This window comes from Sinorhizobium psoraleae (assembly GCF_013283645.1).
In the GTDB taxonomy this organism is placed as follows: domain Bacteria; phylum Pseudomonadota; class Alphaproteobacteria; order Rhizobiales; family Rhizobiaceae; genus Sinorhizobium; species Sinorhizobium psoraleae.
Genome location: NZ_JABEKV010000008.1, coordinates 44705 through 59889, shown reverse-complemented (window position 1 = coordinate 59889; position 15185 = coordinate 44705). Strand labels below are relative to the sequence as shown.

The 15185-nt window shown below is 59.3% G+C and carries 12 protein-coding genes and 5 pseudogenes; 10 read left to right on the top strand and 7 right to left on the bottom strand.

The features are described 5' to 3' along the window. Positions 1 to 127: 127 nt before the first annotated feature. Positions 128 to 220 (top strand): annotated as a pseudogene (locus ILFOPFJJ_RS34750) (RidA family protein); the annotation flags it as partial. 80 nt (positions 221 to 300) lie between these two features. Here ILFOPFJJ_RS34750 and ILFOPFJJ_RS29060 read toward each other — a convergent pair. Beyond that, positions 301 to 591, bottom strand: a pseudogene (locus ILFOPFJJ_RS29060) (type 2 periplasmic-binding domain-containing protein); the annotation flags it as partial. Positions 592 to 735: 144 nt separating this feature from the next. Beyond that, positions 736 to 1455: pseudogene (locus ILFOPFJJ_RS29055) on the bottom strand (LysR family transcriptional regulator); the annotation flags it as partial. A 117-nt stretch (positions 1456 to 1572) separates the two neighbouring features. Here ILFOPFJJ_RS29055 and ILFOPFJJ_RS29050 point away from each other — a divergent pair. The 7 genes and pseudogenes from ILFOPFJJ_RS29050 (at position 1573) to ILFOPFJJ_RS29020 (ending at position 8989) form a co-directional block, all read left to right on the top strand. Next, complete coding sequence (locus tag ILFOPFJJ_RS29050) at positions 1573 to 2442, top strand: aldo/keto reductase family oxidoreductase (RefSeq protein ID WP_173513991.1); 870 nt, start codon at positions 1573 to 1575, stop codon at positions 2440 to 2442. Between the two features lie 313 nt (positions 2443 to 2755). Continuing rightward, positions 2756 to 2956, top strand: a pseudogene (locus ILFOPFJJ_RS29045) (HNH endonuclease); the annotation flags it as partial. A gap of 380 nt (positions 2957 to 3336) precedes the next feature. Beyond that, complete coding sequence (locus tag ILFOPFJJ_RS29040; protein ID WP_173514090.1) at positions 3337 to 4260, top strand: ArsR/SmtB family transcription factor; 924 nt, start codon at positions 3337 to 3339, stop codon at positions 4258 to 4260. A 102-nt stretch (positions 4261 to 4362) separates the two neighbouring features. After that, positions 4363 to 5871, top strand: coding sequence for an arabinosylfuranosidase ArfA (gene arfA / locus ILFOPFJJ_RS29035; protein ID WP_173513990.1), 1509 nt, complete (start codon positions 4363 to 4365; stop codon positions 5869 to 5871). Between the two features lie 47 nt (positions 5872 to 5918). Further along, positions 5919 to 7193, top strand: a complete 1275-nt coding sequence (locus ILFOPFJJ_RS29030; protein WP_173513989.1) for an extracellular solute-binding protein — start codon at positions 5919 to 5921, stop codon at positions 7191 to 7193. Positions 7194 to 7265: 72 nt separating this feature from the next. After that, positions 7266 to 8150, top strand: coding sequence for a carbohydrate ABC transporter permease (locus ILFOPFJJ_RS29025; RefSeq protein WP_164819166.1), 885 nt, complete (start codon positions 7266 to 7268; stop codon positions 8148 to 8150). Beyond that, on the top strand, positions 8147 to 8989 hold the full coding sequence (locus tag ILFOPFJJ_RS29020) for a carbohydrate ABC transporter permease (protein ID WP_173513988.1): 843 nt from the start codon (positions 8147 to 8149) through the stop codon (positions 8987 to 8989). Before ILFOPFJJ_RS29025 ends, ILFOPFJJ_RS29020 begins: the two co-directional genes overlap by 4 nt. Before the next feature lie 75 nt (positions 8990 to 9064). Here the strand turns inward: ILFOPFJJ_RS29020 and ILFOPFJJ_RS29015 are convergent, their stop codons facing one another. Beyond that, the gene (locus tag ILFOPFJJ_RS29015) at positions 9065 to 10150 is read right to left on the bottom strand and encodes an ABC transporter ATP-binding protein (RefSeq protein WP_173513987.1); all 1086 of its coding nucleotides are present in this window, start codon (positions 10148 to 10150) and stop codon (positions 9065 to 9067) included. Between the two features lie 88 nt (positions 10151 to 10238). On the opposite strand from ILFOPFJJ_RS29015, the gene ILFOPFJJ_RS29010 reads away from it, so the two are divergent. Then, entirely contained in the window at positions 10239 to 10397 is a 159-nt protein-coding gene (locus ILFOPFJJ_RS29010; protein ID WP_173513986.1) for a hypothetical protein, read from the top strand. A gap of 540 nt (positions 10398 to 10937) precedes the next feature. Here ILFOPFJJ_RS29010 and ILFOPFJJ_RS29005 read toward each other — a convergent pair. Then, the gene (locus ILFOPFJJ_RS29005) at positions 10938 to 11141 is read right to left on the bottom strand and encodes a hypothetical protein (protein WP_210267648.1); all 204 of its coding nucleotides are present in this window, start codon (positions 11139 to 11141) and stop codon (positions 10938 to 10940) included. A gap of 807 nt (positions 11142 to 11948) precedes the next feature. On the opposite strand from ILFOPFJJ_RS29005, the gene ILFOPFJJ_RS29000 reads away from it, so the two are divergent. Beyond that, entirely contained in the window at positions 11949 to 13046 is a 1098-nt protein-coding gene (locus tag ILFOPFJJ_RS29000) for a nucleotidyltransferase family protein (RefSeq protein ID WP_173513985.1), read from the top strand. 269 nt (positions 13047 to 13315) lie between these two features. Here ILFOPFJJ_RS29000 and ILFOPFJJ_RS28995 read toward each other — a convergent pair whose 3' ends face one another. From ILFOPFJJ_RS28995 to ILFOPFJJ_RS28985, 3 genes and pseudogenes are all read right to left on the bottom strand, one after another. Beyond that, positions 13316 to 14518 (bottom strand): MFS transporter, encoded by a 1203-nt coding sequence (locus ILFOPFJJ_RS28995; protein ID WP_173513984.1) that lies wholly within the window; start codon positions 14516 to 14518, stop codon positions 13316 to 13318. A gap of 91 nt (positions 14519 to 14609) precedes the next feature. Beyond that, positions 14610 to 14953: pseudogene (locus ILFOPFJJ_RS28990) on the bottom strand (chromate transporter); the annotation flags it as partial. Beyond that, positions 14898 to 15131, bottom strand: coding sequence for a hypothetical protein (locus ILFOPFJJ_RS28985; RefSeq protein ID WP_173513983.1), 234 nt, complete (start codon positions 15129 to 15131; stop codon positions 14898 to 14900). The gene ILFOPFJJ_RS28985 and the pseudogene ILFOPFJJ_RS28990, both read right to left, overlap by 56 nt. Between the last annotated feature and the right edge of the window lie 54 nt (positions 15132 to 15185).

The following is a 15185-nucleotide window of genomic DNA, read 5'->3' as shown; positions in this document are numbered from 1 at the left end:
CAACTATCTCTCGTTCGACGTAAGGGCCCGATCCGATCAGCTGCCGATTCGGCTCAAGCCGCGCCAAACACGAAAATGAACGCGAAGGTATCGCCGTCTCACGAACGCGGCGGCGGCTTGGCAGATCGGCGCACCGCCCTACCCGAACTGGACGGCGGTGGGGGTCAAATGGCTCGCGGGCTTCGACTTCGAGATCAAGGCAATTGCCCGCATTGCTTGAGGATCGGCTACGAACTGGCGGACAGGCGCTGTCGTCCGTAACCGCTTGATTCAGCCTCCAAGATACGGGGCTTTCATTGCTCAACCGGGTCCACCCGGCGGCATGCCCCTGATGAAGTCGATGAAGGCCCGCAGGGGCGCGGGCACCAGCCGGCGCCCGGGGTAGTAGAGGAAGGGCCCGGAAAAGCTCAGCCACCACGGCTCCAGCACGGGCTCCAGCGCTCCGCTTTCGAAGTGCGGGCGCAACCAGTCTTCGAAGATCGAGACGATGCCGGTTCCGGCAACCGCCGCCGCGATGCCGAGATCCGAGCCACCGCCCGCCTGCACCACGAGGGACGTGGGCGGGTCAACCGTGACCGCCTCGCCGTCGCGATGCCGAGATCCGAGCCACCGCCCGCCTGCACCACGAGGGACGTGGGCGGGTCAACCGTGACCGCCTCGCCGTCGCGATGCCGAGATCCGAGCCACCGCCCGCCTGCACCACGAGGGACGTGGGCGGGTCAACCGTGACCGCCTCGCCGTCGCGATGCCGAGATCCGAGCCACCGCCCGCCTGCACCACGAGGGACGTGGGCGGGTCAACCGTGACCGCCTCGCCGTCGCGCTCGAACTCCCAGGGACTTATTGGCCGGCCGGCGAAACGGCCGCGGATGCAGCTGTGAGAAAGCAGGTCGCGCGGATGCCGCGGCCGGCCGTGCACGTCGAGATAGGCTGGCGAGGCGCCGCTCGCATAGCGCTGGATGCGAGCCCCGATCGGCACCGCGATCATGTCCTGCTGCAGCCGTTCGTCGTAGCGGATGCCGGCGTCGCAGCCCGCGGCGATCACATCGACGAAGCTTTCGTCTGTCATGATCTCCAGCCGGATGTCGGGGTAGGCCGCGAGGAAGGGCGGCACGATGGACGGCAGGACCAGCCTTGCGGCGCTGACCGGCACGTTCAGCCTCAGCACGCCCGCCGGGCGGTCACGGAAACCGCGGGCGAAATCGAGCGCGGCATGGATCTCGCCGAATGCCGGTCCGAGCCGCTCCATCAGCCCCCGCCCAGCCTCGGTCGGCACCACGCTGCGGGTGGTGCGGTTGAGAAGCCTGACGCCGAGCTCCGCCTCGAGGCGTCGCACGGCGTCGCTCAGCGCCGACGCGCTGATGTCGCTCGCCCGGGCCGCCTCCCGGAACCCCCCGGCCCGGGCCACCTTCATGAAAGCGCCCACATCCGCCATGTCGGGCCTGTCACGTTCCATATTCCCGCTTCTCCCAATTGTTCGGCGTGCCGTACAGCCCGTCCGGATGGTAGCTGATTGTCCTACCAATGGAACAGGCTTAATCCCGTTTTCGTGGCTCAAAACGGAGATCAGCGCATGTCCAGTGTTGCAAAATCAGGAACTTTCATGCTCGGCGACCGGGCGGTGAACCGGCTCGGCTATGGGGCGATGCAGCTCGCCGGCAAGGGCGTTTTCGGTCCGCCGCGAGATCGCGCGGAATCCGCCGCGGTCCTGCGCGAAGTGGTTGAGAGCGGCGTCAACCACATCGACACCAGCGACTTCTATGGCCCGCACGTGACGAACGAGATCATACGTGAAGCGCTCCACCCCTACCGGGACGACCTCGTCATCGTCACCAAGGTGGGCGCCAGGCGCGGCGCGGATGCTTCATGGATCCCGGCCTTCACGAAGGAAGAACTGACGCAGGCCGTGCATGATAATCTGCGGAATCTCGGACTTGACGTGATCGACGTCGTGAACCTGCGCGCCATGTTCAGCGTGCACGGTCCGGCCGAAGGTTCGATCGAGGAGTCGCTCACGGTGCTGGCGGACCTCAAGCATCAGGGGCTGATCCGGCATATCGGCCTTTCCAACGTGACCACAAGACAAGTCGAGGAAGGCCGCAGGATCACGGAGATCGTCTGCGTGCAGAACATGTACAATCTCGCCAACCGCAGTGACGATGCCATGATCGACCGGCTCGCAGCGGAAGGCACCGCCTATGTGCCCTTCTTCCCGCTCGGCGGCTTTTCGCCCCTGCAATCCTCGACGCTGTCGGATGTGGCTGCCCGGCGCGGCGCAACGCCGATGCAGGTGGCGCTCGCCTGGCTGCTGAAACGCGCGCCAAACATCCTGCTGATCCCCGGCACCTCCTCGCGCGTGCATCTGAGGGAGAACCTCGCCGCCGCCGAAGTCGATCTCCCGGCAGGAGCGATGGCCGAACTCGACGGAATGGTGCCCGCCTGAAGGTGAACCTGCGAATGGACCAAGGCGCGGTGGGCGACCGCCGCGCCCGCCCTTTGTACCGGCCGAGCCTGCGGCAGCGGCGGGGAAACCTCGGGCGGCGATTCTGGGCGGTCGCAACAGAAAACTGGACTTTGCCCCATGGTCGCTGCTGCCGTCGTGGTATCTTTCCGCGAAATCGGTCAGGGCGTCTTGTCCGCGCGGGCAGACAAGCAATTGCCGCAGGTTCTTCTGGCGAAGGCCGAGGTACAGGCCGAGCCGCAACATCAGGAACGACCTGATAGCCTCGGCGGCGGCCAACGGATAGCGACCCTCGACCGCCCACTGGATGTTCGATCGGGGCCTGATCAGCCTTTCCGACGAGCTGGACATCCTTGTTTCGCGACAGATGAACGATCCAGAGAGCATCCAGTCGCTCATCAAAAGACGGGACGCGCAATCGTTCCGCAGCGCCATTTTGAAAGGCCGCATCCGCACTTTCTCCGAATGGCACCGGGAAAACTGCTTTAAGCATTGAGTGCGGCGGTAATTCCGGAGCGGGCAGCATGGGGGCCCGCGGTTCAAATCCTTTCAAGGCGAGAGGTTCGTTAGTCGGCTTTCGTCCCGAAGCTGCCGTCGCATCACTGGCCCCGGGCAACTCAGCGATAGCCGCCGCCCGGATACAGCCGCCACCAGGTTGACTGATGGCGCTGGCAGGGGCCGTATCCGTTGATGGTGTCTTGGCTTGGCAATTTCACGAGAATTCTCTTTGTAGCGGGCCAATTGCTGGTTCGATGACGCCACCGCGATCAGAAAGACCGTGCTGTAGGCTCCTTAGTGTCACACGTCCGCACTCAATGCATGGTTGCTTTCATATCGCAGAACCTGATATGAAGCGTAAGAAAGTGTGTGGACGATATGACTGGTAAAGTACTCGTGATTGATCCGATCGAGCGGCAAGACCTCATCAAAGGTCTCGCAAGCGACGTTCGCGTGATGATGTTGAAGTTGCTTCGATCGAGCGGTCCGAAAAACGTGAACGAGATCGCGGAGGAACTAAGTCTTCCCCAGTCGACGGCGTCGATCAACCTGAAGGTGCTCGAGGATTGCGGACTAATCTATACTGAGGGACAGCGGGCCAAAAAGGGCAGCCAGAAAGTCTGCTATTCGGCCTTCCAGGAAATTCTCATTTCGTTTTCAGAGCCAGTGGTTGATCGATTAGCGGACGCGATAGAAGTTTCCATGCCGCTTGGTCTATATACCCAGTTTGAAGTCACGGGCCCGTGTGGGATGTGCTCCAAGGATGGTATCATCGGCCTTCTCGACGTACCAGACACCTTCCTCGATCCGGACCGTATGAAGGCGGGGCTTCTGTGGTTCAACACGGGGTTCGTAGAATATCAGTTCCCCAACAACACCCTGCTCAAGAAGGCGAAACCTAAGGCGATCGAATTCTCGATGGAACTGAGTTCTGAAGTGCCGGGGACGTCGGCAAACTGGCCATCCGACATATTTCTGCAGGTCAACGGAATCGAAATCGGCACGTGGACGTCGCCTGGCGATTATGGGGACAAAAGGGGTACTTTCACGCCGGACTGGTGGAAGCTCGCGGGTTCACAGTATGGCAAGCTCAAGAACTGGCGCATCAACGGGCAGGGAAGTTTCGTCGATGGAGTGAAGATATCAAACATCAACCTCGATGACCTCGGTCTGGACAAGCATCGTTCAATCCGGTTGCGGGTTGGCGTCAAGGACGGGGCCGAGCATCCCGGCGGAATCAACATTTTCGGCAGCGGCTTCGGCAATTACGACCAGGATATCGTGCTCCGCATTCAAGTTTGAAAAGTCATACTTTCGCTTGACGTGACCTCCAATTCGGCCTCATATACCAACAAATCGGATACGAACCGAAAACTTGGATATTGAATTCGAGGGGAGAGAGTTTTGGAGGCTGGGGTCACCGCGCATTCGCGCTATACAATCGCGGACATAGATAAGCGGCTATACGGATCGTTCCTGGAGCACTTGGGTAGGGCTGTCTATACAGGCATTTACGAACCCGGCCATCCGACGGCGCTCGCCAACGGGATGCGCAAGGACGTCATCGATCTGGTGCGAGAACTCGATACGCCGATTTGCCGCTATCCAGGTGGCAATTTCGTGTCGGCCTACAATTGGGAAGACGGCATTGGGCCGAAAGAGGGCCGTCCGACGCGCCTTGATCTCGCATGGCGCACCTCGGAATCTAACCAGGTCGGTATCCATGAGTTCGCCGAATGGGCTGAGGCTGCCGGCACCGAAATGATGCTGGCGGTCAATCTGGGCTCGCGCGGCCTGGACGCCGCACGGAACTTCGTCGAGTACGTGAACCATCCGGGCGGCAGTCAGTGGTCGGACCTGCGCCGCCAGAACGGGCGCGCGGAGCCTTGGAATGTCAAGCTGTGGTGCCTTGGCAACGAAATGGACGGGCCGTGGCAGGTGGGTCATAAAAGCGCCGCCGAGTACGGCCACCTCGCAAACGAGACCGCAAAGGCCATCCGAGCCTTCGACGACAAACTTGAACTTGTCGTTTGCGGATCATCCCACTCCGATATGGCGACCTATCCTCGGTGGGAGGCAACGGTCCTCGACGCGACATACGACCAGGTCGACTACATCTCTCTCCACATGTATTTCGAGAACTACGAGAAGAGAACTTCAGAATTTCTCGCTCTTCCGGAAAAGCTCGATCGCTACATCGGGACCGTCAGTGGTGTTATCGATTTTGTGAAGGGCAGCAAACGATCCAAGCGAGACGTCAAGATTTCCTTCGACGAATGGAACGTCTGGTATCACGAGCGCAAGAACGACGCCAAGCGGATGCGAGAATGGAATTGGCCTCATGCGCCGGTTCTCCTCGAAGACATATATAACTTCGAGGATGTGCTCCAGGTCGGGTGCATCATCAACACCTTCATTCGCCGCTCGGACGTCGTGCGAGTCGCCTGCATAGCGCAGTTGGTCAACGTGATCGCGCCGATCATGACCGAGCCAGGCGGTAGTTCCTGGCGTCAGACGATCTACCATCCCCTCCATCTGGCATCTCGCTACGGTCGAGGCACCGCGCTGCAACTCGACGTCGACTGTGCGACTTATGTCTCCAACGTTTCCGAAGCTGTGTCCTATCTCGATATCGCCGGCGTTCATGACGGCGACGCGGGCACTCTCACCTTCTTTGCGGTCAATCGCCACTCGTCCGAAGCGGCGAGCATCAAGCTCGCCGTGGAGCGTTTCGGAACCATCAGGGGCGTCGAGCACACCCTGATCAAGCACGACGATCTCGAGGCCCGGAATACCAAGGACAATCCGGACAATGTCTCGCCGCGCAAGACCTCCGATGCGGTCATGGACGGCAACAGTGTCAGTGTTTCCGTTCCGCCATACTCATATTCGATGATCAGAATTCAACTTTAAGATCAATCGGTAGCGACGACACGCTGCTTGTCTGGGAGGAAAGTGACATGCCGAATTGGTTTAAACTTACGAAGGCAGTGCTTTTGGCGGGAGGTCTCATGACCTCCGTCGCCCACGCCGAGGAGACCGTCACATGGTGGGACTTCTTCGGCGGCGGTGACGGCGTTCGCATGAAACAAATGGTCGCCGACTTCAACGAGGCCCACAAGGGCAAGATTAAGATCGATGCGACCACGCTGGAATGGGGAACGCCATTTTACTCCAAGGTCCAAACCTCTGCGGCGGTTGGCGAAGCCCCTGATATCATGACGTATCACGCCAGCCGCATCCCGCTGGCGGTGAAGCAGGGCATTCTGCAGGAAATCACCGCCGCCGACTGGAAGACGATGGGCCTCGGACAATCTGATTACGCCCCCGCGACTTGGGAGGCTGTGAGCATCGACGGCAAACAGTATGCGGTGCCGCTCGATACGCACCCAATCGTCCTTTATTATAACAAGGACCTGCTCAAGAAAGCTGGAGTTCTCGGCGACGACGGCAAGCCGAAGGGCATGGACTCGCGTGAGAACTTCACCGCGACGCTGAAGGCCTTGAAGGCCGCTGGGGTCAAGTTCCCGCTTGGCTCGGTGACTGCGGACGGCAACTTCATGTTCCGCACCATCTATTCCTTCATGGGCCAGCAGGATGGTGAGCTCATGACGGACGGTGAGTTTCTTGCTGGCGACAGCGCAAAGAAGCTCGAAAACTCTCTTGCCGTTCTGTCCGAATGGACGAAGGAAGGGCTTCAATCCACCTATACGGACTACCCTGCGACCGTGGCGCTCTTCACATCGGGTGAAGCTGCGATGATGATCAACGGGGTTTGGGAAGTCCCCACGATGACGGACCTCAAGAACAACGGCAAGCTCTTCGAATGGGGAGCCGTCGAACTGCCTGTAATCTTCGATCATCCCTCCACCTACGCCGACAGTCACACCTTCGCGCTCCCTGCGAACAAGGGCAAGGACATGAGTCCCGAGAAGCGCGCCGCGGTCCTCGAGGTCATGAGCTGGATGTCGAAGAATTCCTTGTTTTGGGCGACCGCGGGGCATATCCCCGCATATGGTCCGGTCACGAACTCGGCCGAGTACAAGGCGATGGAGCCGAACCACACATACTCTTCGCTCACCGCGAACATCATCTTCGATCCCAAGACTCCGCTGGCGGGCATCGCTGGGCCAATTTTTGACGTGATGTCGAATTTCTTCGTGCCGACGCTCAATGGTGAAATGGAGCCCGCGAAAGCGGTCGAGGAGATCAAGGCCGGTTTGGCCGACCTTTGACGACCCGGGGCCCAGGCAGTCAATCGTTCGCCTGGGCCATCCTCGTCTGAAAAGAAGTGGAGCGGGAGGATGATGCTCAGAAACCGGCGCAACGAAGGTCTCTTCGGCTTGGCGCTCGTCGCGCCTTTCGTCGCCATTTACGGACTTGTGTTCGTCTATCCGACGATCAAGCTTTTCATGACAAGCTTCACAGATGCGCCCCTGATTGGCGATGGAAACTTCGTCGGGTTCGACAACTACGCACGCCTTCCTTCTGACCGACGGTTCGGCACCGCGGTGTGGAACACGGCCTACTTCGTACTCATCACCGTCGTCCCTGGAACGCTTGTGGCATTCGCAATAGCGCTCGGCGTCAATCGTCTTGCCGGACGACTTCAGGCAGCCGTGCTCGCTCTATTCTTCTTGCCATATATTCTTCCGGTTTCGGTCGTATATCTTCTCTGGGATTGGACGCTGAACTTCCAGTTCGGCATCGCGATGTACCTTTTCGACATGCTCGGCATCGCGCGCATCCCCGTTTTCAAGTCGACCGCCTGGTTCATGCCCGCCGTCGGCATGATCACAATCTGGTGGACCGCCGGATTTTCCATATTGTTGTTCCTCGCCGGATTGCGAACCATCCCGACGGAAATCTACGAGGCTGCCGCCTTGGACAACGCCGGCAGATGGTCGACCTTCCGCCGGATCACTTGGCCTTTGATGTGGCCAATCACGGCGCTCGTATTGACCATCCAGTTGATTTCGCAGCTCAAGATTTTTGACCAAGTCTACCTCTTCTCAGTCGGCGGACGACCGAACGACAATGTGGTCCTGGTCTATTATGTCTTTCAGCGAGCGTTCCAATCGGATCAGGGAGGCAGGGCGGCAGCCGTCGCGGTGGTCCTATTTGTGATCGTCATTGTCGTGTCGGTTTTGAATTTTCAACTGACACGCCTTTCGGGAGGGCGGGACCGATGACCGCGACAACAGCGCGCCGAGTTAACGCCATCGGCCTCATTATCACTGTCATAACCGTCTTCTGCGCCATCATCTGGGCGTTTCCCCTCTACTGGGCTGTGGCTTCGTCACTGAAGCCTGAGCACGAAGTCGTCAGGCCCTATATCGAGCTCTGGCCCGAGACTTTCACCGTATCGCACTATATATTCGCCCTGACGCAGACAGAAATCGGGCGGTGGTATGTCAATTCCATCGTCACGGCGATAGCCGTCACGGTGCTGACTGTCAGTTCGTCACTGTTCTGCGGCTACGCCATCTCGCAGCTGAACTTTCCGTTTCGGAATGTCTTGTGGTGGCTAATCCTGGCGAGCTTCATGGTCCCCATGCAGACCCTGATCGTCAACCACTTCGAATTGGTGGCCGATCTTGGCCTGATCAATACCTGGAGTGGGATCGTGCTCCCGCAGCTCATTCATCCCGTCATTATCATCGTCTACAAGCAATTCTTTGACGGCGTGCCGAAGGATTTTCGCGAGGCCGCGGTTATGGACAATGCGTCTGAATGGCGGATTTTAGCCAAGATCTATATTCCTATGAACTGGGGTGTGACAACGGCGCTCTCGATCGTCTGCTTCATCTGGTCCTGGAACGCGTTCTTGTGGCCATTCCTTGCGGTGACCAAGACCGACATGATGACGATTACGGTGGGGATCACGCAGGTGAACGATGCTTTCGGGGTCTATTATGCAAGGCAGCTTACTGCGGCGGTTCTCGCCGGCCTGCCTGTGGCGATGGCTTACCTGATCTTTCAGCGGCGTGTCACTGAAGCGATCACACTGTCAGCGGGTATTAAAGGCTAGATCGTTATTCTCCCGCTCGCCCTTGCACGGACCTCCGATTTGGTGATTGGAGGTCCGCTGCTATTTGGACGCGTATCAGATGGCTTGATAGGATTTCCCGTCCGCATCAAAGAGGTGAACGGCCAGAGGGTCGAGTCCCACGCGCACGCGATCTCCCGGACGGACTTCGGAACGCCCCGCATCCTGAGCGATAAGCTGTGAACCGTCCTCAAGCGTGCAATATGCCAACGTCCGCTCGCCAAGTTGCTCGACGACGCCAACCTGTGCCTCGATCGAGGGCCGAGAGGGATCGTTTTCGCCAGTCATGATCCGGACCGACTCTGGCCGTATGCCAAGATCGAACCTGCCTGGCGCGGGCACAGGGGCCTCAATCTCGAGCTCGAACCCGTTCCCGAACCTGATGGGTGTCCGCCCTGGCCGGATGACATCGACCGGAAGGAAATTCATTCCCGGGCTTCCGATGAAACCTGCGACGAAGCGGGACGCTGGTTTGAGGTAAACCTCCATTGGTGTCCCGATCTGCTCAATCTTGCATTGGTTGAGCACCACGATCCGATCTGCCAGCGTCATCGCCTCCGTCTGGTCGTGCGTGACATAGATCATCGTAGACTTCATCCGCTGGTGAAGTTGCGCCAGCTCGACGCGCGTCCTCACGCGCAGCGCGGCATCGAGGTTCGACAGAGGTTCGTCGAAAAGGAACGCCTTTGGCTCCTTCACGATCGCACGCCCTATGGCTACGCGCTGCCTTTGGCCACCAGATAGCTGCGCGGGTTTGCGAGAAAGCAGGTTTTCCATCTCGAGCATCCGCGCCGCCGTCAAGACCCGCGTCTCGATCTCCGCCCCCGGAAGCCCGATGTTCTCGAGCCCGAACGCCATGTTGTCCCGCACCGACATGTGCGGATAAAGCGCGTAGTTCTGGAAAACCATCGCTACGTTGCGATGGCCGGGCGGCAGCGCTTCGCTGCGCATGCCGCCGATGGTCAGAGAGCCGGAGTCGATTGTCTCCAGACCGGCGATCATCCGAAGAAGCGTTGATTTTCCCGACCCCGATGGTCCGAGAAACACCATCAGTTCGCCGGCGTTCACCGTCAGGGATATGTTGCTGATCACCGATACCGAGCCGAAGCTCTTGGAAACGTTCTCCAGACGAATTTCCGCCATGTAATCCTCCCAATGTCTGCATCATTCTTTTCGGTATGTATCGGAAGTCAAGATATCGTCTCCAACAAACGCCGAGCGGCGAGCACAAATGTGGACCAACATAAGGGAGAACACGATCGGCCGATGTCTCCTGCTGGGGGTCCTGGCGTGGCCGCTGGCTAAGCGTATCGACGGCTTTTATGAGCTTGAGCAGGTGGCGTGGACGACCGATGACGGCGCAAACCTGCCGTCCCGCGCAACGAATTGACAGTCCGCTTCGGGCTAAATCGAGCCGTAGATCGCGTCCGGCGCCAAAGTCCGCAGCGGGTTGAAGGGAGCCGTTCTTCACGAGCCCGTGCATGGCTTGTGCGAGGAGTTCACGTTCCGGGCCAAGAAGATCGAATAATGTATCGATTGGAATTGGCCTCCGCCGGGCAGGCCCCGCAGCTAAAAGCGCGTACGTTCATGCGTACTTTGTCAAGGTATCCGGCCGGGATTTGCGTTACAGCGTACCTCCCGCACCGGCGCGCCTGTGTGTCGAACCGGTCCCGCCCTGGCTTCGGCCTATGCGGGTTTTCCTTTTTATGCGCGGTAAAATGCTCGGGCTTGGAACATCAAAAACCCAAAAGAAGTCGAGGCAGGCGACGATGTTGTCGGGCGGGTCGAAGGAGTCGAGCAGGCGTTTGATAGCCACAATGGTCTACTGGACAACTTCAGGCGCTCTGTCACTATGAGGATGGCCAAAACAACTGGCCTTAACCGAGCCCGCCCTACCATGTCCTTCCGTGCGGGCTCTCTTTTGCCCTAATTAGTGGACGTTCAACCTTTCAAGCAGGTCAACCGGGTCCCTGAGGCCTTCCTGATACAGCGCGATCAGCCGCTTTGCGAGCGCGTCAGCCTCGGGCATATCGATCTTCAGCTTCGCCCTCGCGAGTTCGTTGTCGAACACACGCTGCAGGAGATTGAAGTCATCCGGGCGGATGACACAGTCAAAGTCGCGGAAAGGATACACGATGCGGCCTCCCTGGTTGGGGCGAAAGCGTATGTATCTTTCAGCCAGCGGCGCCCTTGCGCATAACCACTGGTGGAAGGAAGAATGCGCCTGAAATGACGTATTTGGAAGGGCCCCTTCGGGGACGGTACCCATTTCTGGATACGCTATAGCAGCAGGTACTGAAGCCGCCTAAGCCTCAGTTCGGCGTGAAACTACCAAGTGCGAAAAAGCCCCGGCTGGGGCGGCCGAGGCTTCTTTTAGGTGTCGCCCTGCAAACCCATGTCGGAGGGGGCCGGGTGCGGGCGGCTGGGGTGCCGGGCAGCAATTTCCCGACGCTGATATTTTGCCACCGACGCGATGCCGTTAAAATCGCAAAAACTTGGGGGTTTCGACGTACTCCAGGTGTCGAGGGGATTTTTTCAGTATCAGAGGGCGATCTCTCGCTGTTGATTTGCGCGGCGTTTCCGCTAATTCACGCATTATAAACCGCCAACATTTGGTGATCAATTTGAAGCCCGCTGGGCGGGCACCTCCGGCCAATCGGGCTCTTTCTTTAGTAGACGTACCGGGACACCGCCGTCGCTGAACGCCTCTCGGAACACTTCCAAGGTATGTGCATGTCGGGACCATGATCCTGCCGCAAGACTCAAACACGCCACTCAACCGTGGCGTGTTCACGTTCTGGGCTAAAACGATCGCATAACGTATCGTCGGCGATCGATTAAGTTATAAGATTCTCGCGATCGTCTTATAGTAGGCGGCCCTTGCCAGCCAACCGTGGGCAAGTTATAAGAAAAATGCGTAATTCTTATAGCGAGCTTGCTGATGAAAACGATCGACCTGATGTACCGGACAATGTTCGCGGAGCTCGTTCAGCGTAGCCTTGATGCGTCGTTTGAGACAGATTTCTCCACGTCGGGCAATTTCGTCCGGGTTCCAGTGAAGGGAAGATATTACTGGTATTTCGAGGAGACCCAGCCAAAGAAAACACGCAAATATGTCGGTCCGGCAGATGATCCGGGGATTGCACGACGTGTGGAGAGTTTCCAAGGCATCAAGGATGATCTGCGCGGTCGTCGAAAACTGGTGTCGACCCTGACCCGGGAGGCCGGGCTGGCGGGTCCCGACCGGTTTACGGGAGACGTGGTCGCAGCCATGGGAGCATCTGGCATCTTCCGGCTACGCGGTGTTCTCGTCGGCACCGTCGCCTTCCAGACCTATGCCGGATACCTGGGTGTCCGGCTGCCCGGAGCCTCGTTGCAGACCGGAGACGCCGATTTCGCTCAGCATTATTCGGCGTCCTCGACTGTCGAAGACAGCCTGCCGCCCGTCATCGACATTCTGAAGAGCGTTGACGCCACTTTCAGGGCGATACCACATCGATCAGACCCGCACAGGACCACACAGTTCGAGAATGCCGCCCGATACCGGGTCGAATTCCTCACACCCAATCGGGGTGCCGATGATTATGCCGATCATGCCAGCCCGATGCCTGCTCTTGGCGGGGCGTCGGCACAGCCATTGCGCTTTCTGGATTTTCTGATCCATGAGCCCGTCCGGACTGTCATGCTGCATCGCTCGGGTGTTCCCGTGATCGTGCCATCGCCGGAGCGCTATGCAGTGCACAAACTGATCGTCGCCTCCCGCAGGCAGTCGGATGTAAACGGCATCGCGAAACGGGAGAAGGACGTGTATCAGGCCAGCCTCCTGATCGACGCGCTGGAAGCCACACGCCGACAAGAGGACCTCGCGGAGGTCTTTGCCGAAGCTTGGGGCAGAGGTCAGAGCTGGCGCGCCGCGATCCAGAAGGGCCTTAGCCTGCTTCCGGAGAAAAGAAAGGCAGCCGCCGAGCGCAGTCTTGGAGACGCCTTATCATCAATCGGAGCGGAACTCGAAGGCTTTACCGGCGCCGCGGTTAAATAGCAGACAAGCTCGTTGGTGGTTTTTTGGCTGCGTTTGCCCTTTGCATGAATGGCATCGCTGCGATTCTGGACTCCAGGGCATGCAGTTCCATTCCCTTCAAGGGGAGGGATAGGAGTCGACATCCCGGACTGGGCGGCATGTAGCCGGCTTCCGATCGTCTCACTCGGGTGGGAAAGCGGAAGCTCGGCTGCCGCCAGGCTCATGTCTTATTTGCCTCAATGAGCGGACTTTGCGGGACTCGTCAGTGGCTCTTCACGGACGCGTTTGGCTCAACACTCCTCAGGGGGCTTCACGTGCCGGAATTGCAGCAGCAGTAGCAGGTCGTAGGTGATCTTCAGTGCCGCACAGATGAGGAGGGGCCAGGATCGATATGACGCGGCGAAGAGAGCACCTGCGAGTGCAGGGCTGGCAGCCGCCGCAAGACTTCGGGGAACTGATGTGAAACTCGCCGCGGCAGCACGCTCCGCCTCCGTCACGACCGCCATCACGTAAGAAGAGCGTGTCGGCACGTCCATCTGCGAGAGCGCCGCCCGAATGAGCAGCAAGGCAAGCGTCAACGGCAAGGTTGGCGCGAATGCCGCCAGCATCAGAGCGATGCTCGACGGGATGTGAGTGAACACCATCGTATTGATGAGCCCAACCCGCTTCGATAGCCATGCGGCGACAGGAAAGGAGAACGCCGACAGCACGCCCGACCAGAAGAAAAACACCCCGGCTTCCGCGAGCGATAGATTGAACCGCTCGAACAGCCACAAGGCGAGCAACGACTGGACCACGAACCCGCCAGCGAAAGCATCAAGGCTGAACAGGGCAGCGAGCTTGAAGATGATAGCGCGCGAAGGGCCAAGCACTGCTTTCGGGGGCTCGTCGCCGGTGATGCGCGGGGGTATGCGGGCATAAAGTACGGCGCCCGCTAGACCTAAGAGCGCATAGAGAATGAACATCAGCTTGATGGCGGTCAGTTGCCCGAGCCCGAGCGGCGTGATCAAGTCAGGCAGGGCTGCGGCAAGGGCGCCAAACGCGCTTGCGAGCGCCCCGACGAGGCTGTAGCGAGCGAACATCCTCGTGCGCTCGACACTCGCCACTTCGCGCGTGAGCACCGCGTGCTCCAGTGGCACGAAGACGCTCACACTGCCGGCCGATGGATTAATCGTGCCGGCAAATGCGACGACCAGCAGCAGCGCATAATCGTTGATCACAGTCATGGCTGCACCAGTGGCGACCATCAGGCTCGCGGCGCCCAGGAGCAACCCGCGGAGATCGCGGTGCGCGCCCAGAAACCCGACCACGATCGTCAAGAACGCCGAGCCAAAGAGTGATGCCGTGGCGATGACACCGACTTGCAGCGGCGAAAATCGAAGAGCGAGCAGATAGACCGGCAGCAATATGGCGACGAAACCGTCCGCGAAATCGCGTAAGGCTCGCGCCGCAAAGAGGTATGTGGTCGGATGAATGCTTCGAACGGGTCGCATTATTTTCGATCGCGTCTTGTCGAGGAGCCGGACTCGCGCACCGCTCACCACTGTGCGCTAGGAGTGTCTCAGCTTAGACCGGATTGGTGGGCTAGACACACCCCATGAGGGATCCATAGGAAAGGCCGATGAACGAGCAGCCGGCCAATACCGTCACCATGCCGATCCTGAAGCGGAACACTGCGAGCATCGCCCCAGGCGTCAGCATCAGCGAGGCGACGTGGACGGAACTCAATACCGGGCATCGATCGTCATGCCGAGCCCGCGCGCTGCGTAGAGTTCACCGAACAACACGTGCAGCGCGAACTATACCGCCAGATTGAGGATGACGCCCACGACCGCGGCAGTGATCGCATTGCTGCTTTGCTGACAGGCAGTACTAAGTGGCTGCGTTAAGCGCATCGGTCCGTCGCCCCGTCTCTGAAAAGGCAAGCCAGCCGAACAGCCCGGCAATGCCGATCATTGCGATCCAGCCGACAATCATACGTGTCTGTTTCTGCGCCGTCGGCATCTGTAGCTGGTCGACCTTCGGCCACATGACGTGGATGTACCCATCCGCCTCGGCCGTAAGCGCCTTGTCCTTGGTATCGACCTCAAGCATGATTCCCGGCATCGGCCGATCGCCGCTGCTTATCGTAACATGCACAGGCGCCGTCGCAGCGAGGTG

Bases quoted from the DNA above. Each gene is read 5' to 3' on its own strand.
- ILFOPFJJ_RS29050 (WP_173513991.1), top strand. From the start codon at position 1,573: ATGTCCAGTGTTGCAAAATCAGGAACTTTCATGCTCGGCGACCGGGCG.
- ILFOPFJJ_RS29040 (WP_173514090.1), top strand. From the start codon at position 3,337: ATGACTGGTAAAGTACTCGTGATTGATCCGATCGAGCGGCAAGACCTC.
- ILFOPFJJ_RS29030 (WP_173513989.1), top strand. From the start codon at position 5,919: ATGCCGAATTGGTTTAAACTTACGAAGGCAGTGCTTTTGGCGGGAGGT.
- ILFOPFJJ_RS29025 (WP_164819166.1), top strand. From the start codon at position 7,266: ATGCTCAGAAACCGGCGCAACGAAGGTCTCTTCGGCTTGGCGCTCGTC.
- ILFOPFJJ_RS29020 (WP_173513988.1), top strand. From the start codon at position 8,147: ATGACCGCGACAACAGCGCGCCGAGTTAACGCCATCGGCCTCATTATC.
- ILFOPFJJ_RS29015 (WP_173513987.1), bottom strand. From the start codon at position 10,150: ATGGCGGAAATTCGTCTGGAGAACGTTTCCAAGAGCTTCGGCTCGGTA.
- ILFOPFJJ_RS29010 (WP_173513986.1), top strand. From the start codon at position 10,239: ATGTGGACCAACATAAGGGAGAACACGATCGGCCGATGTCTCCTGCTG.
- ILFOPFJJ_RS29000 (WP_173513985.1), top strand. From the start codon at position 11,949: ATGAAAACGATCGACCTGATGTACCGGACAATGTTCGCGGAGCTCGTT.
- ILFOPFJJ_RS28995 (WP_173513984.1), bottom strand. From the start codon at position 14,518: ATGCGACCCGTTCGAAGCATTCATCCGACCACATACCTCTTTGCGGCG.
- ILFOPFJJ_RS28985 (WP_173513983.1), bottom strand. From the start codon at position 15,131: ATGCCGGGAATCATGCTTGAGGTCGATACCAAGGACAAGGCGCTTACG.